Annotated in this window: 21 protein-coding genes; 12 read left to right on the forward strand and 9 right to left on the reverse strand. The window is 65.6% G+C overall.

Annotated features, from left to right (window positions below; all coding sequences use genetic code 11):
• From FAZ69_RS19900 to FAZ69_RS19910, 3 genes are all read right to left on the reverse strand, one after another.
• Positions 1-1,254 carry an ABC transporter substrate-binding protein gene (locus FAZ69_RS19900; protein ID WP_136896788.1) on the reverse strand — a complete coding sequence of 418 codons (1,254 nt, stop codon included), beginning with the start codon at positions 1,252-1,254 and terminating at the stop codon, positions 1-3.
• Positions 1,255-1,330: 76 nt separating this feature from the next.
• Positions 1,331-3,307: a beta-galactosidase gene (locus FAZ69_RS19905; RefSeq protein ID WP_136896789.1), complete on the reverse strand. Its 1,977-nt coding sequence runs from the start codon at positions 3,305-3,307 to the stop codon at positions 1,331-1,333.
• Positions 3,308-3,347: 40 nt separating this feature from the next.
• Positions 3,348-4,511, reverse strand: a complete 1,164-nt coding sequence (locus tag FAZ69_RS19910) for an ABC transporter ATP-binding protein (protein ID WP_136896790.1) — start codon at positions 4,509-4,511, stop codon at positions 3,348-3,350.
• 193 nt (positions 4,512-4,704) lie between these two features.
• Between FAZ69_RS19910 and FAZ69_RS19915 the strand changes: the two genes are divergently transcribed.
• On the forward strand, positions 4,705-5,745 hold the full coding sequence (locus FAZ69_RS19915) for a LacI family DNA-binding transcriptional regulator (RefSeq protein ID WP_136896791.1): 1,041 nt from the start codon (positions 4,705-4,707) through the stop codon (positions 5,743-5,745).
• Between the two features lie 3 nt (positions 5,746-5,748).
• Here FAZ69_RS19915 and FAZ69_RS19920 read toward each other — a convergent pair whose 3' ends face one another.
• Positions 5,749-6,372 carry a Pr6Pr family membrane protein gene (locus FAZ69_RS19920; RefSeq protein WP_136896792.1) on the reverse strand — a complete coding sequence of 208 codons (624 nt, stop codon included), beginning with the start codon at positions 6,370-6,372 and terminating at the stop codon, positions 5,749-5,751.
• A 185-nt stretch (positions 6,373-6,557) separates the two neighbouring features.
• On the opposite strand from FAZ69_RS19920, the gene FAZ69_RS19925 reads away from it, so the two are divergent.
• From FAZ69_RS19925 to FAZ69_RS19960, 8 genes are all read left to right on the forward strand, one after another.
• Complete coding sequence (locus FAZ69_RS19925; protein ID WP_136896793.1) at positions 6,558-8,216, forward strand: sensor histidine kinase; 1,659 nt, start codon at positions 6,558-6,560, stop codon at positions 8,214-8,216.
• A gap of 205 nt (positions 8,217-8,421) precedes the next feature.
• Positions 8,422-8,649, forward strand: coding sequence for a hypothetical protein (locus FAZ69_RS19930; protein ID WP_169708691.1), 228 nt, complete (start codon positions 8,422-8,424; stop codon positions 8,647-8,649).
• Positions 8,650-8,712: 63 nt separating this feature from the next.
• Positions 8,713-9,033 (forward strand): flagellar transcriptional regulator FlhD, encoded by a 321-nt coding sequence (flhD, locus tag FAZ69_RS19935; protein ID WP_136896794.1) that lies wholly within the window; start codon positions 8,713-8,715, stop codon positions 9,031-9,033.
• Positions 9,030-9,611 (forward strand): flagellar transcriptional regulator FlhC, encoded by a 582-nt coding sequence (flhC, locus tag FAZ69_RS19940; RefSeq protein WP_136896795.1) that lies wholly within the window; start codon positions 9,030-9,032, stop codon positions 9,609-9,611. Before flhD ends, flhC begins: the two co-directional genes overlap by 4 nt.
• 155 nt (positions 9,612-9,766) lie before the next feature.
• On the forward strand, positions 9,767-10,420 hold the full coding sequence (locus tag FAZ69_RS19945; protein ID WP_136896796.1) for a response regulator: 654 nt from the start codon (positions 9,767-9,769) through the stop codon (positions 10,418-10,420).
• A 173-nt stretch (positions 10,421-10,593) separates the two neighbouring features.
• A complete protein-coding gene (locus tag FAZ69_RS19950; RefSeq protein WP_240702348.1) occupies positions 10,594-10,962 on the forward strand; it encodes a response regulator in 369 nt (122 codons plus the stop codon).
• A gap of 193 nt (positions 10,963-11,155) precedes the next feature.
• Positions 11,156-14,566, forward strand: a complete 3,411-nt coding sequence (locus FAZ69_RS19955; RefSeq protein WP_136896798.1) for an alpha/beta fold hydrolase — start codon at positions 11,156-11,158, stop codon at positions 14,564-14,566.
• A 328-nt stretch (positions 14,567-14,894) separates the two neighbouring features.
• Positions 14,895-15,122: a hypothetical protein gene (locus tag FAZ69_RS19960; protein WP_136896799.1), complete on the forward strand. Its 228-nt coding sequence runs from the start codon at positions 14,895-14,897 to the stop codon at positions 15,120-15,122.
• A gap of 27 nt (positions 15,123-15,149) precedes the next feature.
• Here the strand turns inward: FAZ69_RS19960 and FAZ69_RS19965 are convergent, their stop codons facing one another.
• From FAZ69_RS19965 to FAZ69_RS19985, 5 genes are all read right to left on the reverse strand, one after another.
• Complete coding sequence (locus tag FAZ69_RS19965) at positions 15,150-15,446, reverse strand: hypothetical protein (RefSeq protein ID WP_136896800.1); 297 nt, start codon at positions 15,444-15,446, stop codon at positions 15,150-15,152.
• Positions 15,443-16,264 (reverse strand): hypothetical protein, encoded by an 822-nt coding sequence (locus tag FAZ69_RS19970; RefSeq protein WP_136896801.1) that lies wholly within the window; start codon positions 16,262-16,264, stop codon positions 15,443-15,445. Before FAZ69_RS19970 ends, FAZ69_RS19965 begins: the two co-directional genes overlap by 4 nt.
• 132 nt (positions 16,265-16,396) lie before the next feature.
• The gene (locus tag FAZ69_RS19975; protein WP_136896885.1) at positions 16,397-17,170 is read right to left on the reverse strand and encodes a glycosyltransferase family 2 protein; all 774 of its coding nucleotides are present in this window, start codon (positions 17,168-17,170) and stop codon (positions 16,397-16,399) included.
• A gap of 11 nt (positions 17,171-17,181) precedes the next feature.
• Positions 17,182-17,898 carry a 3-oxoacyl-ACP reductase FabG gene (gene fabG / locus FAZ69_RS19980; protein WP_136896886.1) on the reverse strand — a complete coding sequence of 239 codons (717 nt, stop codon included), beginning with the start codon at positions 17,896-17,898 and terminating at the stop codon, positions 17,182-17,184.
• A gap of 28 nt (positions 17,899-17,926) precedes the next feature.
• Positions 17,927-18,187: a phosphopantetheine-binding protein gene (locus FAZ69_RS19985; RefSeq protein WP_136896802.1), complete on the reverse strand. Its 261-nt coding sequence runs from the start codon at positions 18,185-18,187 to the stop codon at positions 17,927-17,929.
• A 573-nt stretch (positions 18,188-18,760) separates the two neighbouring features.
• Here FAZ69_RS19985 and FAZ69_RS19990 point away from each other — a divergent pair.
• From FAZ69_RS19990 to FAZ69_RS20000, 3 genes are all read left to right on the forward strand, one after another.
• On the forward strand, positions 18,761-19,405 hold the full coding sequence (locus FAZ69_RS19990) for a COG4648 family protein (protein WP_136896887.1): 645 nt from the start codon (positions 18,761-18,763) through the stop codon (positions 19,403-19,405).
• An 89-nt stretch (positions 19,406-19,494) separates the two neighbouring features.
• Positions 19,495-21,225, forward strand: a complete 1,731-nt coding sequence (locus FAZ69_RS19995) for an AMP-binding protein (RefSeq protein ID WP_136896889.1) — start codon at positions 19,495-19,497, stop codon at positions 21,223-21,225.
• 74 nt (positions 21,226-21,299) lie between these two features.
• Complete coding sequence (locus FAZ69_RS20000; RefSeq protein WP_136896888.1) at positions 21,300-22,253, forward strand: lysophospholipid acyltransferase family protein; 954 nt, start codon at positions 21,300-21,302, stop codon at positions 22,251-22,253.
• The last annotated feature ends 1 nt before the right edge of the window (position 22,254 follow it).

Below are 22,254 nucleotides of genomic sequence, written 5' to 3' on the forward strand. Positions count from 1 at the left end.
TTACTTCTGGTAAATCCGCTTGCGCGTCTGTTCGAGCTGCGCGAGCACGTCGTCGATCTTGGTCGGATCGGCGACGAACTCCTGCATGCCCTTCATCCCTTCGTCGGCCATCTCCTTGGTCATGTCGCGATCGTAGAACTGCGCGATGCCGCCCTTCGTGTTCGACAGGATCTGGAAGCCGGTCTTCGCGATCGGGTCCTCCGGCGCGGGCGATTTGCTGTTCGCGGAGAGCGACCCCATCCCCGTGCCGATCCGCTCGCCGATCTCGGGCGTCTCGACGAAAGCGAGGAACGTGCGGGCGTCGGCCTTGTTCTTCGCCTTCGTGGGAATGTTCAGCGTCTCGACGGGGCCGTCCTCGGCGGTCGGCACGCTCGCGTTGATGACCGGGAACTGGAAGTAGCCCATCTCCTGCTTCACGTTCGCCGGGAAGCCGCCGGCGATGAAGGTGCCCATCAGCATCATCGCGGCCTTGCCCTGGAACAGGAACGGCTGCGCGGCGTCGAGATCGTAGGAGAGCGAGTTGTCGATGAAGTAGCCGTCGTCGATCAGCTGCTTCCAGGTCGTGTAGACCTTCTTCACGCGCGGGTCGGTGTAGGCCACGTCGCCCGCCATCAGCTTCTGGTGGAACGCGTTGCCGTTCAGGCGCAGGTCGAGGTAGTCGAACCAGCCGGCAAGCGTCCATGCGTCGCGCCCGCCGACTGCGAACGGCGTGATGCCCGCCGCCTTCAGCTTCTTGCAGGCGTCCATGAGCTGGTCCCAGGTCTTCGGCTCGCTCGTGATGCCGGCCTTCTGGAACAGGTCCTTGCGGTAGAACAGACCCCACGAGTAGTAGAAGGTCGGCGCCGCGAACTGCTTGCCTTTGTACGACGACGCTTCCTTCGTCGACGCATACATGTCGTTCCAGCCGTTCTTGCTCCAGTCGCCGGAGAGGTCGTCGAACAGGCCGCGCTTCGCGTAGTAGGCCATGCGCTCGCCGTCGTGCCAGGTGATGATGTCGGGCGCGACGGTCGTGAGCCAGCCGGGCAGCTGCACCTTGTACGCCTCCTCGTCGACGTACGAGACCTTGACGTCGATCCCGGGATGCGCTTTCTCGAACGAGTCGATCACCGATTGCCACACGGCGCGCTGGCTCGCGCCTTTGAACGCGATGTTGACCGTAAGCGTGCTCGCGCTGGCGAGCGTGGCCGTCGACATCGCCACGGCCGCCGTGGCCAGGGTGACGGCTGTCAGGATCTTGCGGGGTTTGAACGTCATGCTTGTCTCCTTGCCTTGAATGGCATCGTTGTCGGTACTGCCTGCACTGCGTGATGGCCCAACGCGCGCGCCGCCGTCAGCTCGACCGGTAGGCGGCGACGCCCTGGGGTTCGATGTCGCGCGAGCCGATCACGAAGCGCTCGGCCGCGATGCCGGCGAGCGTGTGGACCCGCTCGCCATAGTTGAAGACATAGGTCAGCGCGCCGCGACGGCTCACGCGCACCCCTTCGGCGAGCGGTTCCGCTTCGATGCCCGCATCCCGCGCGGCCTGCGCGAAGAGGCGCTGCGTCAACGCGTCGTCGAAGAAGCTCGCGAAGTAGTGAAGCGCGCCGCCTTTTACATAGGCGGGATGGCCGTCGGCAAATTGCGCACGCACTTCGAACGAAGACGCTCGAGCGTCGCCCAGATCGATCAGGTCGCGCCACTGGCGCGCATCGCCGCGGGCCGTATCGGCGGTGCGCACCGGCACCGTCACGTTCGGACGCAGCGAATCGACGCGCCACACGCGCAGCGGCAGCAAGGACGCGAGCGGCCCCGGCGGCAGGTTCGCGGGAATCTGCAGGTCGCGCGTCTTCGAGCCCGTGCGCGGTCCGATCACGACCTGCGCGCCCGAGCGCGCGAGGCGTTCCGCGAAATCGCCGGGCACCACCGGCAGCGGCGGCACGACGATCAGGCGATAGCCGTCCAGCGGCGCATGTGCGGAGACGATGTCGACGTCGAGCCCGAGCGAGCGCAGCGCCGAGTAGTACTCGAACGCGAAGCGCGGATAGTGGAAGTCGGCGCCCTGCGGATGGATCTCGAAGAGCCACTTCGCCTCGTAGTCGTAGACGAGCGCGACCTGAGCGCGCACGTTCGCGTCGGCGTCGACATCAGCGGCGAGCACGCCGCGCATCTCGTCGGCCACCTTCGAGGCTTCCTCGCCGCCGATGTCGAGCCGGTTGTCCGGCGTGTTCAGCCCCGCATGCATCTGCTCCTGCGCGAACGGCGCCTGCCGCCAGCGGAAGTACGAGACGCACCCCGCGCCGTGCGCGAACGCCTCCCAGCTCCAGAGCCGCACCATGCCCGGCAGCGGCGCCGGGTTCCAGCTCGCCCAGTTGACCGGCCCCGGCTGCTGCTCCATCACCCAGAACGGATCCTTCGACATGCCGCGATAGACGTCGTGATTGAACGACGCGAAGTCGGGATGCCCCGTGCGCAGCCACTTCGCCTTCACCTCGGGCGCGAACCACTGCTCTTCGAGCGCGCCGAGCGGGTAGCTGTCCCAGGCCGCGACGTCGAGATCGGCCGCCACCTTGTAGTGATCGAACTCGGTGAAGAGCTGCATGAAGTTGTGCGCGATGGGACGCCCCGGCGAATGCGCGCGGATGATCTCGACCTGCATGCGGTTGTAGCGCGCGACCTCGTCCGACGCGAAGCGCCGGTAGTCGAGCCGGTGCGACGGATGCGCCTCGGTGACGGTCGCGACGGGCGCGTCGACTTCGTCGAAGCTGCGGTACTCCATGCTCCAGAACACCGTGCCCCAGGCGCGGTTCAGCGCATCGACGGTGCCGTAGCGCGCCTTGAGCCATTCGCGAAAGCGCTCGACTGCCGCCGTCGAATAGCTGACCACCGTCTGGTGGCAGCCGAACTCGTTGTCGGTCTGCCAGTAGGCGACGGCCGGATGCTTGCCGTAGCGCCCGGCCACCGCCGTGCAGATCCGCTGCGAGGCCTCGAAGTACGCCGGCGACGAGAAGTCGTAGTGACGGCGCGAGCCGAACGCGCGCGGGCGGCCGTCGGCGCCGACGGGCAGGATGTCCGGATGGCGGTCGATCAGCCACTTCGGCGGCGTGGCCGTCGGCGTGCACATCACGACCTGGAGGCCAGCGTTGCCGAGCACGTCGACCGCGCGATCGAGCCAGCCCCAGTCGTACTCGCCGGGCGATGGCTCCATGCGGCTCCACGCGAATTCGGCGATCCGCACCTGCTCGATGCCGAGCGCTTTCATGCGCCGGGCATCGTCTTCCCAGAGCGATTCCGGCCAGTGTTCGGGGTAGTAACAGACTCCGAGGCGCATTCCAGGTCCTTTTGTGTGTAGCGGTTTCGCGTGAATCGAATCAAGCGGGAAGTTCGAGCGGTTCGAGGGCGGCGACGGCGAAGCCGTCCTCGGTGAACAGATGGCACGACGCGGCCTGGGCGGCGAAGCGTGCGGCATCGCCGTGCTTCAAGCGGGTATCGCCGGGCGCCTTTGCGATCAGCACAGCGCCCCCGGGCTGGTCCAGATGCACGTAGCTGTGCTCGCCGAGCTGCTCGACGAGCGAGACCGTGCGCGTCAGCACGGCGGCTTCCTGTTGCGCGCCGGCATCTGCGCCGCCGACGACGAGTTCGAGATGCTCGGGACGCACACCGAGCGTCACCGCCTGCCCTGCGCGCAACGCCTCGCCGTCCACGGCGACGCGCACCGTTTCGCCCGTGCCGTCGAGCGTGACCGACACGCCGCGCGCATCGGCCGAAGCGACCTTCGCGGGCAGGAAGTTCATCCGCGGCGCGCCGATGAAGCCCGCGACGAAGCGGCTCCTCGGACGGTGATAGAGCTCGAGCGGCGCGCCGATCTGCGCGATGCTGCCGTAGCGCTCGGTGTCCTTGCCCGCGTGCAGGAGCACGATCTTGTCGGCGAGCGTCATCGCCTCGATCTGGTCGTGCGTCACGTAGACGACGCTCGCCTTGGCGAACTGCTTGTGCAGGCGCGCGATCTCGACGCGCGTCTGGCCGCGCAGCGTCGCGTCGAGGTTGGAGAGAGGTTCGTCGAAGAGGAACACGCCCGGCTCGCGCACGATCGCGCGACCGATCGCGACGCGCTGGCGCTGGCCGCCCGAGAGCGCCTTCGGCTTGCGTTCGAGCAGCGCTTCGAGCTGCAGGATGCGCGCGGCGTCGCGCACGCGGCGCTCGATTTCTTCCTTGGGTTTCTTGGCGAGCTTCAGGCCGAAGGCCATGTTCTCGAACACGGTCATGTGGGGAAAGAGCGCATAGCTCTGGAACACCATCGCCACGCCCCGCTCTGCCGCGGGCACCGCGTTGACGATCTTGCCGCCGATCGCGAGGTCGCCGTCGGTGACGTCCTCCAGGCCCGCGATCATCCGCAGCAACGTGGACTTGCCGCAGCCCGACGGCCCGAGGAACACGCAGAACTCGTTCTCGCCGATCTCCAGATCGACGTCACGAATCACCGGCGAACCGTCGCCGTATGTCTTTTGCACGCCTCTCAACGAAATGCTCGCCATCGCGTCGTCTCCGTGATCTAATCGGCTCGACATCGGAGATTAAGCGCTTAATCAGCGGGCCGAAAAAAAGCGATCGCGTGGCGATCGTGATTTGCGGCGTCTCCAATGTCGTTCTGTCTGTGGGGCTGATAGTGCCGCGCCTTGCGCCGCGATGCAAATGCTGGACGGTCAGCCTAAATATTGAGACAAACCGATGCCCACGCTCAGCGAAGTCGCACAACTTGCCGGCGTCACCGCCGCCACCGTTTCGAACGTGCTGCGCCACCGCGGCCGGGTCGGCGCCGAGACGCGCCAGCGCGTGCTCGACGCGGTCAAGACGCTCGGCTACCGCCCGCACCTGGCGGCGCGCGCACTGGCCGAAGGCCGCGCGCCGACGATCGCGCTGATGGTCTCGAGCATCGACAACCCGTTCTACCCCGAGTTCGCGCTCGCAGTGGAGCGCGCGGCGCGCGAGAGCGGCCACTTCGTGATCGTCTGCAACACCAACGAGGATCCCGCGACGGGCCGCGCCTACCTCGACCAGATCGCGGGCACGCTCTCCGAGGGCGTGCTCGTGACCAACGCGAATCTCGACTTCGCCGACCTGCACAAGACCGAGGCGCGCGGCGCGCCCGTGGTGCTGTGCATGTGGGAGCGTCCGCAGGAGCCACCGGGGCTGCATTGCGTGGCGGTCGATTTCCGGCGCGCGGGCGAGCTGGCGGGCGCGCATCTCGTCGAACTCGGGCACCGGAGGATCGGCGCGATCGTCGGCAGCAAGGTGTCTGGGATCCACGCGGCGCGCTATGCGGGGTTCGTCGACGCGCTCCATGCCGCCGGGCTCGACGCGCCCGCCGCGCGCCTGCGCCAGGCGCCCGACTCCGTGCAGGGCGGCTACGCCGCGGCGCGCGAATTGCTCGAAGCAGACCCGGGGATCACGGCGATTTTCGCGTCGAACGACCTGCCCGCGCTCGGCGCGCTGCACGCGGCCGCCGATCTGGGGCGGGAGGTGCCGCGCGACCTCTCGGTGACGGGCATCACGGACATCAAGCCGGCGCGCGAAGCGCGTCCCGCGCTGACCACGGTGGCCGTGCGGACGGCCGAGGCGGCCGAGCTGGCCGTCGGGCTCTTGAGAGACCTGCTGGCCGCGGCGCCCGACTACGAAGGCGCGGCGCGGACGGCGCCGCGCGTGCTGGTGGTGCCGGAGCCGCGGCTCGTGGTGCGCGGCTCGACGGGCGTCGCGCCGATGCGTGAATAGGCCCTAGCCTCGCGCGCCCAGCTTCACCGTGCGCAGCAACGACGTCGACCAGACAAGCACCGCGATGAGCGGCAAGGAACCCGCGATGATCCCCGCCAGGTTCTCGATAACGAAACCATAGCCGTTGCGCTGCGGATCGAGGAACGGATACGGATACCAATCGACGAACGAACCGCGCACGAGCGTATAAGCCACGTAAGCAAGCGGAAAGACCAGCAGCACCCATGCCTCGCGCAAACGCAGGCGCTCGCGCGGCGGATCGATCAGCCAGTCTGCGAGCAACGCCGCGGGCATGATCCGGTGCAGCACCCAGTTGTTGAGCGTGGGGGTCGCATGCGTGTGCGCGTCGATGGGCGCAAGCAGCAAGGCGTAGACGATTGCAGTCACGAGCAGGTACAGCGCCGCTGCCGCGCGCAGCAGCTCGACCGTTCGCGACCCAGGCCGCCCATTGGCGAAGACGCCATGCAACAGCATCGCCGACGCAAACAGATTGCTGAGATTCGTGAAGTAGCTGAAGTAGTTGGAAAGCGCGAACGCGGGGTCGTGCCACTTGACGACGATACCGTTGACGATGGCTGCCCAGATCAGCAGCGCACCGGTCAGGCGAGCGCCCGCAAGCATGCGCATAGGAGAGATGGGTCGATTCGGCATCCGCGCATTATCGCTTGAAAGCTTGAAAGCCAGCCCTCTCCCCTCTTCGGCACTTCGCTCAACCGCAAGCCAAGTAGTACACTTTCCCGCACCAAGCGTTTCTCTCTCCGCACCCACTCCAAACGCGTCGCCGGCATACGACGGCGTCAATCGAACAACAGGTGAAGCGAGGTCTCGAGATGGAGCAGTTCGCCGGCTACCCGGGGATGCCAGGCAACGACACCGGACACGGTTTCGCGCAAAGCAATCGGATGTTCCTGTCGACCGTGCCTGCCGGGCGCGGCGAGCAGCAGCTCGCGCACATCCTGGTCCTCGCGAGCATCGCGGCGTTCATCGTGGCTGCCCCGTTCGCCAAGCGCGACATGCCCGCCGTCTGGGCGTTCATCCCGACCTACGAATCGGCGCTGGTGATGAACGACCTCATCACCGCGATGCTGCTGTTCGGCCAGTTCCACTCATTGAGATCCCAGCGCCTGCTCGTCCTGGCCGGCGGCTACCTCTTCACCGCCGGCATGACCGTCGCGCACGCGCTCACGTTTCCCGGCCTCTTCACGGCCGCCGGCCTGATCCACGCAGGCCCGCAGAGCACCGCCTGGATCTACATGTTCTGGCACGCCGGGTTTCCGCTCTTCGTGATCGCCTACGCGTTGCTGCGCGACGAGCGGGCCGCGGACGGCCCGCTCGCCGCCGCCCTGGAAACGGCGCCGCGCCGCTCGATCGCGCTATGCGCGGCGATCGTGCTCGCGATCGTGGTCCTGCTCGCCGCGACGGCCACCGCAGGCCGCGCGTGGCTGCCCGATCTGCTCGCGCACGGAGGCTTCGCACCCGTCCAGCGCGTGACGATCTCATTGGTCTGGATGACGAGCCTCGCCGCGTTCGTCGTGCTGCGCTTCTTCGGCACGCGCTCGACGCTCGACATGTGGCTGCGCGTCGTGATGTGCGCATGGATGATCGACATCGCGCTCTCGGGCATGATCAACCACGCCCGCTTCGACTTCGGCTTCTACGTGGGGCGCCTCTATGGCCTGCTCGCCGCGAGCTTCGTGCTCGTCGTGCTGCTGATCGAAAGCGGCATGCTCTACGCGCGGCTCGCCGCGCTCACGCGGCGCGACCTGCAGGAGCGCATGCGCGTGAAGGAGCTCGAGCACCTGGGGCGGCTCTCTGCCGGCATCCAGGCGGCGCGCGAAGAGGAGCAGAAGCGCATCGCGCGCGAGCTGCACGACGACCTCGGCCAGCGCCTGACCGCGATCAAGATCGACCTGACGATGCTCGAAGCCGACTTGCAGGAGCGCGCGATGCCGAACGAGCTGCGCGCGCAGACGCAATCGATGCGCTCGCTGATCGACGAGACGGTGAGCTCGGTGCGGCGCATCGCGGCCGGCCTGCGGCCCGCCGCGCTCGACGACCTCGGCCTCGTTCCCGCGCTCGAATGGCTCGCGCGCGATTTCGAGGGCCGCTACGGCATTCCCGTGCGGCTGGACTTCCCGACCGGCGAGCCGAGCTTCAATCCCGCCGCTGCGACCGCCGCGTTCCGCATCGTGCAGGAAGCGCTGACGAACGTCGCCAAGCACGCGCAGGCGACCGAGGTGCGGGTTCAGGCGCTGCAAACCGGCGATGCATGGCGCATCGTCGTGGCCGACAACGGCCGCGGCATCGCCGCCGACACCCCGCGCAGGAACAACTCGTTCGGCTTGCTCGGCATCCGCGAGCGGGTCCGCCAGCTGAACGGCGCGGTGTCGATCGATACCGCGCCGGGCAAAGGCGTGCGCCTGACCGTCGGGCTCCCGCTCGCCGCGGTCAGCGACGATACGTCGACATAAGCCAACGCATCGGCCCCCGCATCCCCCCGCGCCGGCCCTCTTCCCCTTCACCCGCCGGCTTGTAGGAAACCGCCTATAGGGTTTCCAGAACGCCTACGCAAACTCAAGCCATCGCCGATTTTCATTCCCCCGGGCGTGACCAATACTGCAGTCACAAATAGTCATACCTGAGAGATGCAATTCACACGTAGCCGGGGGATATGCCATGACCTGCCTTTACTACACGGATAACGCCATCGACCAGCGTCACCTTGCCGGCGCAGGGCCGGCCGCGGCCAAGGCCTCGCTCGACATCGTCGCCCTCGCCCGCGAGGTCGGCATGCTGATCACGCTCGATGCGCGGATCGGCAATCAGGAATACCGCAGCGTGAGCGGGTCCCTGAGCGCGTTCGAGCGCTTCGCGCAAGCGGTGTGCGAAGCCGCCGCGGCCTGAGAACACGATCTGCATTGGCGCGCCGCGCGCCCTTGCGCGGCACTCAAAACCGGGGACAAGGAAATGAACCAAAGCGAGCACCCGCTGGATTCGATTCGAGAACTCAACCTGTCGTACATGCTCCTCGCGCAGCGGCTGCTCCGCGACGACAAGGCGACCGGGATGTACCGCCTGGGCATGTCGGCGGAAATCGCCGACATCCTGTTGAACCTGTCGCCCGCGCAGATCGTGCGGATCGCCGCGACACAGCAGCTCTTGTGCTTCTTCCGCTTCAAGGACTACACGATCCTCTCGTCGCTGACTCACGCGGCCAAGAACGCCGACGTGGTCCCGGCGCACGCCGCCATCGTGCTGGCCGGCCAGCCCGCGGAGGTGTTCGCATGAAACCGTCCGCCGCCAACGCCGCCAGGAAGAGCGTCGCCGAGGACGCCCAGCAAGTGCTGCGCGCCATCGAGCTCATCGAACTGGGCGCCCGCATGCAGGTGCTGGAAAGCGAGCTTGCGCTGCCGCGCGAGCGCATGATCCGCCTCTATCACGAGCTGAAAGGCAAGGCGCCCCCGCGCGGCCTCCTGCCCTCGTCCGCCGACTGGTACATGACCTGGCTCGCGAACATCCACTCGTCGCTCTTCTACAACGCGTACCTGTTCCTGCGCGAAGACGCCGGCGAGCCGCACATCGATGCGCTGACCAAGGGCTACCGGCTCTACGTCGAGCACTGCCAGACGACCGGCGCCGAAGTGCTGCTCGACCTGACGCGCGCCTGGACGCTCGTGCGCTTCTTCGGCGCGGACATCGTGCAGATGGCCCCGTGCAGCCGTTGCAACGGCAAGTTCGTCGCCTACCAATACGACCTCTGCAAAGGCATGGTGTGCGGCGCCTGCTGCCCGCCGCCGCGGGCCGGCAAGACCATTAAGCCGTCCGCCGCGCGCGCCGCCGAGTCCGAGTCCGCCCACGCGGCTTGAACGTTCCCGCGCCTTAGATCTCAGCTGCGCGCGAATGCTGCGCTGCGTGCGTGCAATCCCTGCTCGCCAAGCGCTTTCATCTGATGGAAAATTGCTGCTCCAACGCTACCGTCGCGACCGTGTCATCCGCGCGATCGCCACGAAGGAGCCCCGCAATGATCCGCGTCCTGCTCGCCGACGACCACGCCATGCTTCGCGATGGCTTGCGGCGCATTCTGCAAAGCACGTCGGAGATGGAAGTGGTCGGCGAAGCCGCCGACGCCGCCTCCACGCTGCAGCTCGCGCGCAAGGCCGACGCCCAGGTGCTGGTGCTCGACCTGTCGATGCCCGGCCGCAACGGGCTCGAACTGCTCAAGCAGATCCACGAAGAAAGACCGTCGCTGCGCGTCCTCGTCCTGACGATGCACGCCGAGGAGCAATACGCCGTGCGCGCCTTCAAGGCGGGCGCCTCGGGCTACCTCACGAAGGAAAGCGCGCCCGGCGAACTCGTCAACGCCGTGACGAAGATCGCCTCGGGCAGCGCCTATGTGAGCGTCGCGATGGCCGAGCGCTTCGCCCTGAACCTGAGCTCGCCGTCCGACGATGCGCCCCACCACCAGCTGTCCGACCGCGAGTACGACGTCTTCAGGCGGCTCGTCGCCGGCGAGACGATCACCGAAATCGCCGAGAAGCTCTGCGTGAGCGCGAAGACGGTGAGCACCTACAAGACCCGCATTCTCGAGAAAATGCAGATCCCGCACGAGGCAGGACTCGTGCGCTACGCGATCAAGAACAAGCTGTTCGAAGACGAAGAGAGTGACGGCACGTAGGCGAGGGCGCGAGGCGCGTCGAAAGCGCTGTCGAGAGCCGTACAAAAGCGCGTTGTAGGAAACGGCGTACATGCCTTCCGTCCTTCCTACAGGACTCTTATCCATCGCTGATTTCGCAGGCACGGCTCGCGCGCCATACTGGCTGCATGACATCGACAAGCGCGAGCACTCCGTTGAAAGTCTTTCTGGTCGAGGACTCCGAGCTGATTCGGAAACGCCTTCGCAAACTCGTGGCCGCGATCGACGGCGTGCTGGTCGTCGGCGAAGCGGGGGACCCGGCGACGGCGCTCGCGGGCATCGCCGAGGCCGCGGCGGATGTGGCGATCGTCGACTTGCATCTCGCGCATGGCACCGGGCTCGATCTCCTGAAGGCGCTGACGCTGCGCGCGCTGCCGGTGGTGCCGATCGTGGTCACCAACGATCCGGCGCCCGAGTACCGGCACGAGTGTCTTGCGGCGGGGGCGCGGCATTTCTTCGACAAATCGACGGAGCTCGATCAGGTGAGGCGGACGATACGGGGGATCGTCGAAGCGCGGAATTGAGGTCGCGAGGCGCTACCCCCCGTTTCCACGCGCTGGTAAGATCGGCTCCACAGTCAAACTGCGATTCACCGGCTTTCAAAATCCTCTCATCGACGATGACAAGGGCCTTGGCCACGATAGGGACGTGCCAAGCGACTGCCGGTTGCGCTAAAACATGCTTCAGTTCGAACAATAAACAAAGCTGAAATCTCAAATGTCTTCACTGAAACGTGTCTTCGAAACTCAATCACGCGGCCCGTTCTCCATTATTTTCATCCACGGCTTAGGCGGGCACTTTGAAAAGACCTGGATGAGCCGATCGAAGGATCACACCTCTCTTTGGCCGAGCTGGGTCGGCGAAGATAGCGGTTGCGAAACGTGGGTTCTCGACTACGACGCCGATTTGTCCGGCTGGCGCGACTCCGCGATGCCGTTGCCGGCTCAGGGCCTCAGCTTTCTGGATTGTCTCGACGGCGCTCAGGACCTGGAGAATCGTCCGCTGATTCTGGTCGGACACAGCATGGGCGGATTGGTCATCAAAACGGCCATCGTCCACGCGATGACGCGCGGCGTAAAGCGGTACCAAGCGCTTGCTCGACGTATCCGCGGCGTTGTATTTCTGGCGACGCCGCATCAAGGCTCGGACCTCGCGACGCTTGCCGACACGTTCAAACCAGTGCTCCGCACCAATGCGCAGGTAGGCGACATGAACGCGCACAATGAGCACCTGCTGGCCCTCAGCGACCAATTCCTCCTGCAATTGAACGAACTCAAGTTCAAGGTTCGCGCCTTTTCGGAAACCAAGGGGGTCGAGATTGGGAAACGCCTCTTTGGACTTCTCGCTGGTCAGCGTGTCATGGTAGTAAAGCGGGGAAACGGAAACCCTCACGTGCCGGGGGAATCGCTGATTCCCATTGCGGCCGATCATTTTTCGATCTGCAAGCCAGCTCGCCGCAAGGGAGAGCAGGTTCACAATTCGCTGCTCGCGTTCATACGGGAATGCGGCAAGGCCGAGGCTGAGCAAAGCGCCGAGGCGGCACCAACCAGATTGACCGGATCGACTGAGCCAACCGTACCGATTACCTTACCCGTTACACCCGATCAGTCCTTGTTGATCGCGGAAGTGTTGAAAACTCCGCTTCCCGACCCAGCTCCGGGCGCGCCCGGCCGACTATCCGGTAGCAAGGATTCCAGGCTGCGGCCCCGTGAAGGCGTCATTCTCGGGCGCGACGCGGAGATCGCGAAAGTCCTCGCCTTCTTGCGCAGCTCGGACGACTCCGCGGTCGTGTGCGCGCAGGTCACGGGCTTTGGCGGCATCGGCAAGACCGAAGTCTGCAAGGCCGCGCTGAAGGCCTGGCTGGAAGGCTCGCCGGCGGAAACCGTTTTTTATGTCGACGTGCCGGATGAGACCAGCCCGGAGGAGCTACCCTCCTTGATCGGCCGTGCGCTAGGCGCCGACGAGATCACCAGCTTCGACCAACTGACGCCGATACTCAAGCCGGGACTTTATTACCTGGACAACTTGGAAAGCGTTGCCGAAAAGGCCGAAGGCGTAGAACTCCTGCGCAAGCTTCAGCAACGCAATGGGGTGAGGCTCCTGGCCTCGTCGCGAGTCGACTTGGCGGGCGCCACGTCGCAGCCCATTCGGATCGATGTTCTGCCGCTCGAGGCTGCCATACAGCTCTTTCGCAAGCTTTGGGTGCCGAATGTTCCGTTACCCGCCGATGCTCTCGAGCAATTTGTCCTGAAGGATCTGGGTTGTCACGCGCTTAGCGTTACCTTGATGGCGAGGCTCGGCCATTCGTATTCGTTCGACGAGATCGTGAGCCGGTGGAAAGACGTGGGCGTCGCCTTCGCGAAAGACCTGGCGGCCGACTCCAGGCTCGACAGCTTGCCGATCAGCTTGCGATTGACTCGGGATGCACTGGCGGCACAGCCCGGCGCACTGCAGCTTTGGACGCTCGCTGCACTATTTCCTGAGGGCATCGAAACCACGCTCGTCACCCAATTTCAGCAAACTGCCGGATGGCCCGACGAAGCTCGACAGGCGCTAAGCCGCCATCACGTGTGGGAGCTTCGAGGCAAGCGTTTTCATCTGTTGCCGCCAGTTGCTCGTTTTGCGCTGGATGAAGCTGCCACGAGCTCGCGAGAAGATATTTGGCTGGAGGTACGGCCGGTTGCTTTTGATTTTTTCCTTGAACTTGCGAAGGCAGTCGGCGAGATTGCCTCTACAGACGAAAGCCTGCGCGCAAGGGCACAACTGCTCGATACGTTCGATGCGTTGCATCGCCTGATCTTTCTCGAACTCCACCGCGAAACACCCGAGGTGGAAACGATCGAGCGCTTGGTTCTCCGTCTTGCCAATCAGTTCCAGTTCCGGCCAGTGCTCTCCGTTGAAATCCTGAGGGCATGCTGGCCCCATATGAAAGACCCGTCACGAGCGTTCGTAAGCCTGGGTGGACTGGAGGAGCGGCTAGGGCGCCCCGATGAAGCGCGCAAACTATACAGCCGCGCGCTGGAGCTATTCGAGCTCCAACAAGACGAGCTCGGCCAGGCCAACACGCTTCTGCCACTCGGGAATTTGGAAAGGCGCCTTGGCCGCCCCGATCAGGCACGTGCGCTCTACAATCGCGCGCTAGCCCTCTTCGAGCGGAAACATAGCCCGCTAGGGCTTGCCAATACGCTTCAATCGCTGGGCTATCTCGAAGCCAGGGCAGGCCATCGAAACGAGGCAAGAACCCTATATGACCGTGCGCTGACAATATTTGAAAGCAAGCAAGTAGGGCTCGGGCAAGCTACCACGCTTCGATTCATTGGCAATCTGGAAATGCAACTGGGGCGCTTCGATGAAGCGCTCGAGCAATACAGCCGCGCACTCTCGCTATTCGAGCAGGAGCACTCCAGACTGGGAATAGCCAATACGCTTCGGTCGATGGGCGACCTATTGAGCAGAGTTGGGAAATTGGACGAAGCCCGCGAGCTATACAACCGCGTTCTGCCAATGTACGAGCCACAACAAGACCGACTCGGCCTGGCCAATACATTTCATGCTCTCGGCGAACTGGAGCGCAGGCAGGGACGTCTTGATGAAGCCCGTGAACTGTACAGCCGTGCATTGTCATTGTACGAGCGACGTCAAATTGGCCTCGGGCTAGGCAAGACACTGCAAGCGCTGGGCGATCTCGAACACAAGATGGGGCGAACCGACGAGGCTCGTGCGCTATATGAACAGGCATTACCCATCTTCAAAGGCCATCAAGCGGTAGTCAGCGAAGCCAATACACTAAGCGCCCTTGGCAATTTGCGTCGCAAGGCAGGCGCTCATGACGACGCCTTGAATTTGTACCGCGAAGCGCTGCAGCTATATGCGCAGGTAGACCAGTCAAGAGGGAAAGTCTTCACATACGCCGACATTGCGCGCTCCCACCATGCACTCGGACAAGCAGATGCCCGAGACGACGCACTTAAGCAGGCGTGGAGCGACGCACAGGCGCTTAAATCGGAAGGTGTAGTGAAATACGTGCTCAAGGCGCTGCGAGAAATCACCGGCAGCGCCGATGCCGCAATTGCATGGCTGGAAGAAGCGCTCGACAAACCTGAAGGCGACGGCGCCACGGGCACCTAAAGCACAAGCCCAGCAACCGGGCTCAATCAGGTGAGGAGGACGATCCGGGGGATCGCCAAAGCGCGGGGGTAAACGCGGGGATAAAGGGAAGCGGCGCGACCACCGTAAACGCAGGCAGGTATCTGAGGTATCGCGCGCTCATCGGGCACGCCGCGTAGGGAAACGCTGACACGACGGAACGTCAATCGCCCTACGCAAAGCTCAGCCCGGTCCGATTTCCATCGGGCGGTTCGACTCCGATACTGGAACCATCGGCAAACCCAAATCGCCGGACCCGCGCCGAATCCGAACAAGACCTCGTCCGGTCACACGCTACAAGGAGACCATCATGTCGAATCACGCTTTCGCCGCCAGCGCGGCAGAAACCGGAAAGGTCGAGGACAGCGCGGACGACTTCGCCGCGATCGTCGAGCTGGCCCGTCAAGCCGGCATGCTCGTGACGCTCGACGGGCAGATCGGACGCGAAAAATATCAAAGCATCGGGGGCTCGCTCGCTTCGTTCAGACGTTTCGTCGAAGCGCTGCGCGGCAGCCTCGGCGAGCAGCTTGCGGCGTGAGCAGCGGGCGGCGCGACGCGCGAGCCGCTACCCTGTCGGCGGCTTCGGCGGCGTCCATTCCATTGGCGCTTCAGTAGTAATCTGCAGGCGCGCTTGCAATTCAGGATTCGCGCCCGCGATGGTGAGGATCGCCAAACCACCTAGCTTCCGCGCGTCTTCGTCTGTAAACGGGCTATCGGAGTGTTCCGGCGCATCTGGTGGCACGGTGATCGTCATTACGCGGTCAATTGCGGATTGAACGAACTGCCTTGGCAAAACGCAAAATTTCACCTGGCCGGTATGTTCGTCGAAGAAGGTGATAAAGGCGGTTTGTCTTTGATTCATGAATAACCTCGACAAGCTTGATAGTTCTGGAACGCACGCTCTTTGCACAACGCATACGTTCGCGGATCGCGATACATTGCACCGGCCGCGAAACAGGCCATCATTTCAGCGTCGTAGATAGCGTCACATTCGGCCTCCGCGGCCTCGCCGAGACCACGCGCGGCGAGCTCTGTTACATCATTGCCTACCGTATCCGGCGTGTACTTAAATGGCTGCGCATCACCGATCGGCATCGAAGCACGCACAGCCTGCATTTCGTCCACGCGCCCCACCATCGCGTTGTACTGGTCGATGTAACCCCATGCGCCTTCGGCGTCCAAGCCCATCGAATCCATCGCCATCTGGTGGAACGACTTCCCGCTCGTGCTGGCTATAGCTCCACTTCCACCGCCTCCGCCACTTACGTTGCGAGTTGGGCCCCAGTAGAGCGGCGCAGGCGCCGGCCGGAACGTCGGCGTTTGCGCGCACCGGTCCCGGTTGACGACTGGCACGAGCCACCCATCCCTGACTGCGTGCTTGAGGATGCGTTCGATGCCCGCGTTGTTGGTTGGCATCTCCCAATGCACGACGTTCAGCTGATCGCGCATGAAAGAGCGGACCGCATCGATGTCTGTGGCGATCAACTGCCGGAAATCGTAATTTGGCCGGAAGTACCGATCGAAGGTGCGCCGATCGTCTTCAAGCTGTTTCAGCTCGTCGCCCTTCATGAAGGGCAGCCAGTTGCCAGATGGGCTGCGGTACTCGTTCGCTGGCACGAGCTCACAACTCCACGTGCCGATATCGAGCGGAACATACAGGCTGTTGTAGCTATGGTTCATAGGTCAAAACAGCTTTGCGCGATTGCGACGAGCTCATTCTATCGGGGCATCTCGCATACCGATCGCGAACGCTCGGCGGCCACTTGTCGCGGGCCTGAAGCGCCTGATGGAACTGGTCGAGGATGCCGGCCGCTACACCTGCCGCCACCTCAACCGCCGCGCGATCAGCCAGGGCAGCCGCGGCACGCACCCGAACACGAGCCGGATATGCATCCAGACCAGGAGCACGTTGTCGCGCCCGTAGCGGAAGTGCGACACGCCGCCCTCGTCGGCCCGGAAATAACGCACCGGCGCATCGAGCCGGATCGGCCGCACGCCCGCCCAGCACAGGCGCACAGCGGCTTCGGGATCGAAGTCGAAGCGCCGCATCGACGTGCGCCGATGCATCAGCGCGCGCAGCGGCGCAATCGGATACACGCGAAAGCCGAACAGCGAATCGCCGATCCCCGCCCAGAGCGTCTCGATGTTGGTCCAGAAGTTCGCCAGCCGCCGTCCGTACACGCGCTCGCGCGGCGCGGTCGCGTCGAAGATCGGCAGGCCGAACACCATGCACTGGGGCCTCGCCTGCGACGCCTCCATGAACGCGCCGATCAGATGCGCGGGATGCTGTCCGTCGGAGTCCATCGTCAGGACGTGCGTAAAGCCGCGCGCGGCAGCTTCGTCGATGCCGGCGAGCACGGCCGCGCCTTTGCCCTGGTTATGCGGCAGCACGATCACGTGCAGCCCGGGGTCGCGCTCGGCCATCTCGATGAGGCGCGGCGTGCTGCCGTCGGTGCTGCCGTCGACCACGACCCACACGGGATTCCACTGCGCCCGCGCGCCGCGCACGGTTTCGTCCAGCTTGTCCCCCGAGTTGTAGCTCGGGATCAACACGAGGTGAGTGGACGAGGCGCGTTCAGCGGGGATGAATGCGGCGCTCATCCGAGCCCGCCGTTGATCGACAGCACTTGCCCGGTGACATACGCGGCCGCGTCCGAGACGAGGTACGCGACCATCGCCGCCACCTCTTCGGGCTCGCCCGCGCGGCCGGCCGGCACGATCTGCTTGATGCGCTCGCGCGGAAACGCCGCTTCGATCATCGGCGACGCGATGATGCCGGGCGCCACCGCATTGACGGTGATGCCGCGCGACGCGAGTTCCTGCGCAAGCGATTTCGTCGCACCGATGAGGCCTGCCTTCGCAGCCGCATAGTTGACCTGTCCGCGATTGCCCATCACGCCCGCCACCGACGAGATATTGACGATGCGCCCCCAGCGCGTGCGGATCATCGGCATCAAGAGGGGTTGGGTGACGTTGAAGAAGCCATTGAGCGAGACGTCGATGACACGGCGCCATTGCGCGTGCGTCATGCCGGCCATCGGCGCATCGTCATGGATGCCGGCGTTGTTGACGACGATCTGCAGCGGGCCGCCTTCGAGCACGCGCTCGAGCGCGGCCTGCGCCGCCTCGGCATCGGTCACGTCGAAGACGATCGCGTGCGCCGCGCCGCCCGCCGCGACGATGCGCTCGACGGTCTCCTGCGCGCGCGGCAGGCTGCTGTTCGCATGCACCCAGACTTCGTGGCCGGCGCGCGCCAGCGCTTCGCTAATCGCCCGGCCCAATGCGCCGCTGCCGCCCGTGACCAGCGCTCTCACCCGTGCGTTCGCCATGATCGCCGCGCGTTCAGCGGACCCGGTGCTCGGCGACATACGCAGCCAGTCCGCCGAGCGTGGCGAAGATCCTGGCGTTGTCGGGATTGTCCGAACGGAGCGCGAAACCGTATTTCTTGGAGATCAGGAGCGCGATTTCCAGAATATCGATCGAATCGAGCCCGAATCCTTCGCCGTACAAAGGCATGTCGGCGGTGACTTCCGCGAGCTGAATATCCTCAATGTTCAGCTCCTGGATGATCAATCCGGCGAGCTCTTTTTCCAGTTCGTTCATGGTGGATGCAACGGGGATTCACAGCGGAGGAAGAGAGCCTGGATCTGCCCGGACCGCAAGCGCGTGAATGGCGCCTTGGTCCGGCCCGCCGGTCGTGCCGGACGGGTCCATGTCGAGGGGGCTCCCAGGTTGGAAGCGATTCTAGACCAAGGGCCGCATCGCGTATACGCCCCGGCGCGGCCCGGCGCACGCAAGAGTTACAAAGCCTGGCAAGCCTCCCGCGACCCTTTTCGGGAGGAAATCGCCGTAAGGTATTGCGCTATCTCATATACGGTAAAATTTGGGCTGCTGGACGCCCGGCGAACCGTCACACAATCGGTTACAAAACGCCACGCCCGCGTTACAAGAGCGTTACACGGAATCCGTATGATCGACGCACCTGGGCGCCCGGGGGCTCGTCTCCCCGGCCGCCGGCAGGCTCCACCCGCTTCCCGACATCAACATGCCCCGCATTGTCATTCATCCGTTTTCAGTCTGGCCCCAGTTGCGGCGCGGCGCTGCCGCGGATGCAGAATGACCGGGTCGCGCAAGACCGAGTCGCGCAAGACCGGGTCGCGCATGACCGGGTCGCAAATGACCGGCCCGATTCAGGCCGCGCGCGCGGTGACCGGTATCGCGCTCGTGGCGGCCTACGAGCTTGGCGCCCATTACGCCGTGAGCACGCCCGGCTTCCAGGGCGTGGGGCTCGCGCTGGCGTTGGCGCCGCTCCTGGCGCTCGCGCTCGGCGCCGCGCTGCGATCGGCGCGGCGTGCCTGGTTCGCTCCGCTCTGGCTGCTCGGCTGTGCGCTTCTCTGGAAGGAACGCGCACTCCTTACCCAGCATTTCGAGTGGGGGCTGTATCTCGAGCACGTCTCGTTCAACCTGGCGATGGCGGCGCTGTTCGGCCGCACGCTGCTGGCGAGCCGCGAGCCTTTGTGCAGCCGCTTCGCCGCCATGGTGCACGGCTCGCTGACGCCCGCCGTGGCCGCCTATACGCGCGGCATCACGGTTGCATGGATGCTGTTCTTCATGGCGATCGCCGGCGTCTCGACGCTGCTGTTCGCGCTGACCTCGATCGTGACGTGGTCGACGTTCGCCAACTATCTGATGCTGCCGCTCGTCGCGGCGATGTTCGCCGCCGAGTACGGCTGCCGCCGCATCGCCCTGCCGGACGAGCCGCGCACGGGCATTTTCGATGGGGTGCGCGCGTACCGGCGCTCGATGCACGCCGATGCATGATCGCGCTGGGCCGGGGCGCGATAGGCCTGGCGCTTGCAACGCCTGCCCGTGCGGCCGCACGACATACTGTGACTGCTTTCGTTGACGTTATGCCGAGTTTTCCGCTCGTATCCCATTCATCGCTGGATGAGACGATTGCCTGGTGCGATGGCGCGCCGGTCTCCGTGCGCGTGTTTCTCGCCGACGTCGCGCGCCTCGCCGCGGCGCTTCCGCAAGGCGGGCACGTCTTCAACGCGTGCAAGGACCGCTATCGCTTCGCGGTCGGTTTCGGCGCCGCGCTCGTTGCCGGCAAAGTGAGCCTCCTGCCTTCGACGCATACGCCCCAAGCCGTGCGCGAGCTCATTGCATTCGCGCCCGATACCTTCTGCCTGTACGACGCCGACGAGTGCGCGTTCGAGCTCGCGCGCCTGCGCTTTCCCGGCTTGGCGGGCGGCGCCCGAGCCGATGCCACCGTTCCGCATACCGTGCCGCAGATCGACGCCTCACGCGTTGCGGCCTGCATCTTCACGTCGGGCTCGACGGGCACGCCGCGGCCGCACCGCAAGACCTGGGGCTCGCTCGTCAGGGGCGTGCAAGCCGGGCTCGCGCCGCTCGGTCTCTCCGGCGCGCGCGGCACTACGCTCGTCGCGACCGTGCCGCCGCAGCACATGTACGGCTTCGAGCACTCGGTCCTGCTTGCGCTCATCGGCGGCCTCGCCTTCAGCAACCGCCAGCCGTTCTATCCCGCCGACATCCGCGCGGCGCTCGAGTCCGTGCCGGAACCGCGCGTGCTCGTCACGTCGCCGGTTCACCTGCGCGCGTTGCTGATGTCCGAGGAAGCGTTGCCGCGCACGGCGCTGATCCTGTCGGCCACCGCTCCGCTCTCGGAGAGCCTGGCCGCCGAGGCCGAAGCACGGCTTGCGGCGCCGCTCGTCGAGATCTACGGCAGCACCGAGACCGGCAAGATCGCCACGCGGCGCACCGCGCAAGGCCCCGTCTGGCGGCTCGTCCCCGATGTCGCGCTGCGGATGCAGGCCGCGGAGCACGACGCCGGAGGCGACGCCGAAGCCTGGGCCGCCGGAGGCCACGTCGAAGATCCGACGCCCATGGGCGACATGCTGACTTTGCTCGACGGCACGCATTTCCTGCTGCAAGGGCGCAAGGCCGACCTCATCAACATCGCCGGCAAACGCACCTCGCTCGGCTACCTGAACCATCAGCTGACGGCGATACCGGGCGTGACGGACGGCGTGTTCTTCATGCCGGACGCGACCGCCTCGGCGCATGGCGGCCAGCACGAACCCGTCGCGCGGCTCGCCGCGTTCGTCGTTGCGCCCGCGCTCGGCACAGCCGACATCCTGCGCGCCTTGCGCGAGCGCATCGATGCCGCGTTCATGCCGCGTCCGCTGGTGCTCGTCGATGCGCTGCCGCGCAACGAAGCCGGCAAGCTGCCGCGCGAGACGCTGGCAGCGTTGCTCGCTTCGTCCACCCGGTCTGCGCGGCGCGACCAAGCGCAAGGCGGCGCAAGCAAGCCGCCCGCGCAACCGGTCACCTTCGAGATCCCGCTCGACCACCCCGCCCTGCCCGGCCATTTCCCCGGGCAGCCGATCGTGCCCGGCGTGGTGCTGCTCGATCACGCGATCAGCGGCATCGGCCGCGCGCTCGATCGCGAGCTCGGCGCCTGCAAGATCAGTTCGGCGAAGTTCTTGAGCCCGGCGCTGCCGGGCGTGCCGCTTGCACTGTCGTTCCGGATGCTCGACAGCGGCGCGATCGATTTCTCGGTCACGACGGATTCGCGCACGGTCGCGACCGGCGTGCTCTCCAAGCGAGGCGCATCGTGAAGCGCCCCGCATGCACCGGCCGCGCCGACTGGGCGCAGCGCGAGGAGCGCAGCCACCCCGCCTTGCTGCGCATCATGACGTGGCTGTCGCTGCGCCTCGGACGGCCGCTCGGCCGCGTCCTGCTGCGCGCCATCGCCGGCTATTTCGTGCTGTTCTCGCCCGCGGCCCGCAAGGCCTCCCGCGAGTATCTGGGCCGCGCGCTCGGCAGGCCCGCTCGCTTGCGCGATATCTATCGCCACGTGTTCCACTTCGCGGCGACGATCCACGACCGCATCTACCTGATGAACGGGCAGTTCGACCTGTTCGACATCCACGTGCACGGCGGCGAGCATTTCGATGCCGTGTTCGAGCGAGGCGGCGGCGCGTTCCTGATCGGCGCGCACCTGGGCAGCTTCGAAGTCGTCCGCGCGATCGGCCGCACGCGGCCGGGCTTGCGCGTCGCGGTCATGATGTACGAGGAGAACGCGCGCAACATCAACGCGATCCTCGCCACCGTGAACCCCGCCGCCAAGCCGAACGTCATCAGCCTCGGGCATCCCGACTCGATGCTGAAGGCGCGCGAGCATCTCGACGACGGCTGCATGATCGGCATGCTCGCCGACCGCACCTTCCTGCACGAAGCGCACGATTCGCTCGAGCGCCTGCGCTTTCTCGGCTCGCCCGCCGCGTTCCCGCTCGGCCCGCTGCGCATGGCGGCGATGCTGCGGCGCCCGGTCATCTTCATGACGGGCCTCTATCGCGGCGGCAACCGCTATGACGTGCACTTCGAGCCGCTTGCCGATTTCAGCTCGGTCACGCGCGGCGAGCGCGCGGCGCACGTGGACGCCGCGCTCGCGCGCTACGTCACGCTGCTGGAAAAGCACTGCCGCGCCGCGCCCTACAACTGGTTCAACTATTTCGACTTCTGGCACGGCGCCAATGCCGCTGATGCCGCCGGCACTGCCGGAGCCGCGCCGCGCGCAAGCCGCGAGCCGACGCCGGCACCGGCGCCGGTGGCGCGCGGCGTGCCCGTCGCCGAGGAGTCCTGAC

Origin of the sequence: Trinickia terrae (assembly GCF_005144415.1) — a bacterium.
GTDB lineage: Bacteria > Pseudomonadota > Gammaproteobacteria > Burkholderiales > Burkholderiaceae > Trinickia_A > Trinickia_A terrae.

Bases quoted from the DNA above. Each gene is read 5' to 3' on its own strand.
- FAZ69_RS19900 (WP_136896788.1), bottom strand. From the start codon at position 1,254: ATGACGTTCAAACCCCGCAAGATCCTGACAGCCGTCACCCTGGCCACG.
- FAZ69_RS19905 (WP_136896789.1), bottom strand. From the start codon at position 3,307: ATGCGCCTCGGAGTCTGTTACTACCCCGAACACTGGCCGGAATCGCTC.
- FAZ69_RS19910 (WP_136896790.1), bottom strand. From the start codon at position 4,511: ATGGCGAGCATTTCGTTGAGAGGCGTGCAAAAGACATACGGCGACGGT.
- FAZ69_RS19915 (WP_136896791.1), top strand. From the start codon at position 4,705: ATGCCCACGCTCAGCGAAGTCGCACAACTTGCCGGCGTCACCGCCGCC.
- FAZ69_RS19920 (WP_136896792.1), bottom strand. From the start codon at position 6,372: ATGCGCATGCTTGCGGGCGCTCGCCTGACCGGTGCGCTGCTGATCTGG.
- FAZ69_RS19930 (WP_169708691.1), top strand. From the start codon at position 8,422: ATGACCTGCCTTTACTACACGGATAACGCCATCGACCAGCGTCACCTT.
- flhD (WP_136896794.1), top strand. From the start codon at position 8,713: ATGAACCAAAGCGAGCACCCGCTGGATTCGATTCGAGAACTCAACCTG.
- flhC (WP_136896795.1), top strand. From the start codon at position 9,030: ATGAAACCGTCCGCCGCCAACGCCGCCAGGAAGAGCGTCGCCGAGGAC.
- FAZ69_RS19945 (WP_136896796.1), top strand. From the start codon at position 9,767: ATGATCCGCGTCCTGCTCGCCGACGACCACGCCATGCTTCGCGATGGC.
- FAZ69_RS19955 (WP_136896798.1), top strand. From the start codon at position 11,156: ATGTCTTCACTGAAACGTGTCTTCGAAACTCAATCACGCGGCCCGTTC.
- FAZ69_RS19960 (WP_136896799.1), top strand. From the start codon at position 14,895: ATGTCGAATCACGCTTTCGCCGCCAGCGCGGCAGAAACCGGAAAGGTC.
- FAZ69_RS19965 (WP_136896800.1), bottom strand. From the start codon at position 15,446: ATGAATCAAAGACAAACCGCCTTTATCACCTTCTTCGACGAACATACC.
- FAZ69_RS19970 (WP_136896801.1), bottom strand. From the start codon at position 16,264: ATGAACCATAGCTACAACAGCCTGTATGTTCCGCTCGATATCGGCACG.
- FAZ69_RS19985 (WP_136896802.1), bottom strand. From the start codon at position 18,187: ATGAACGAACTGGAAAAAGAGCTCGCCGGATTGATCATCCAGGAGCTG.
- FAZ69_RS19990 (WP_136896887.1), top strand. From the start codon at position 18,761: ATGACCGGCCCGATTCAGGCCGCGCGCGCGGTGACCGGTATCGCGCTC.
- FAZ69_RS19995 (WP_136896889.1), top strand. From the start codon at position 19,495: ATGCCGAGTTTTCCGCTCGTATCCCATTCATCGCTGGATGAGACGATT.
- FAZ69_RS20000 (WP_136896888.1), top strand. From the start codon at position 21,300: ATGACGTGGCTGTCGCTGCGCCTCGGACGGCCGCTCGGCCGCGTCCTG.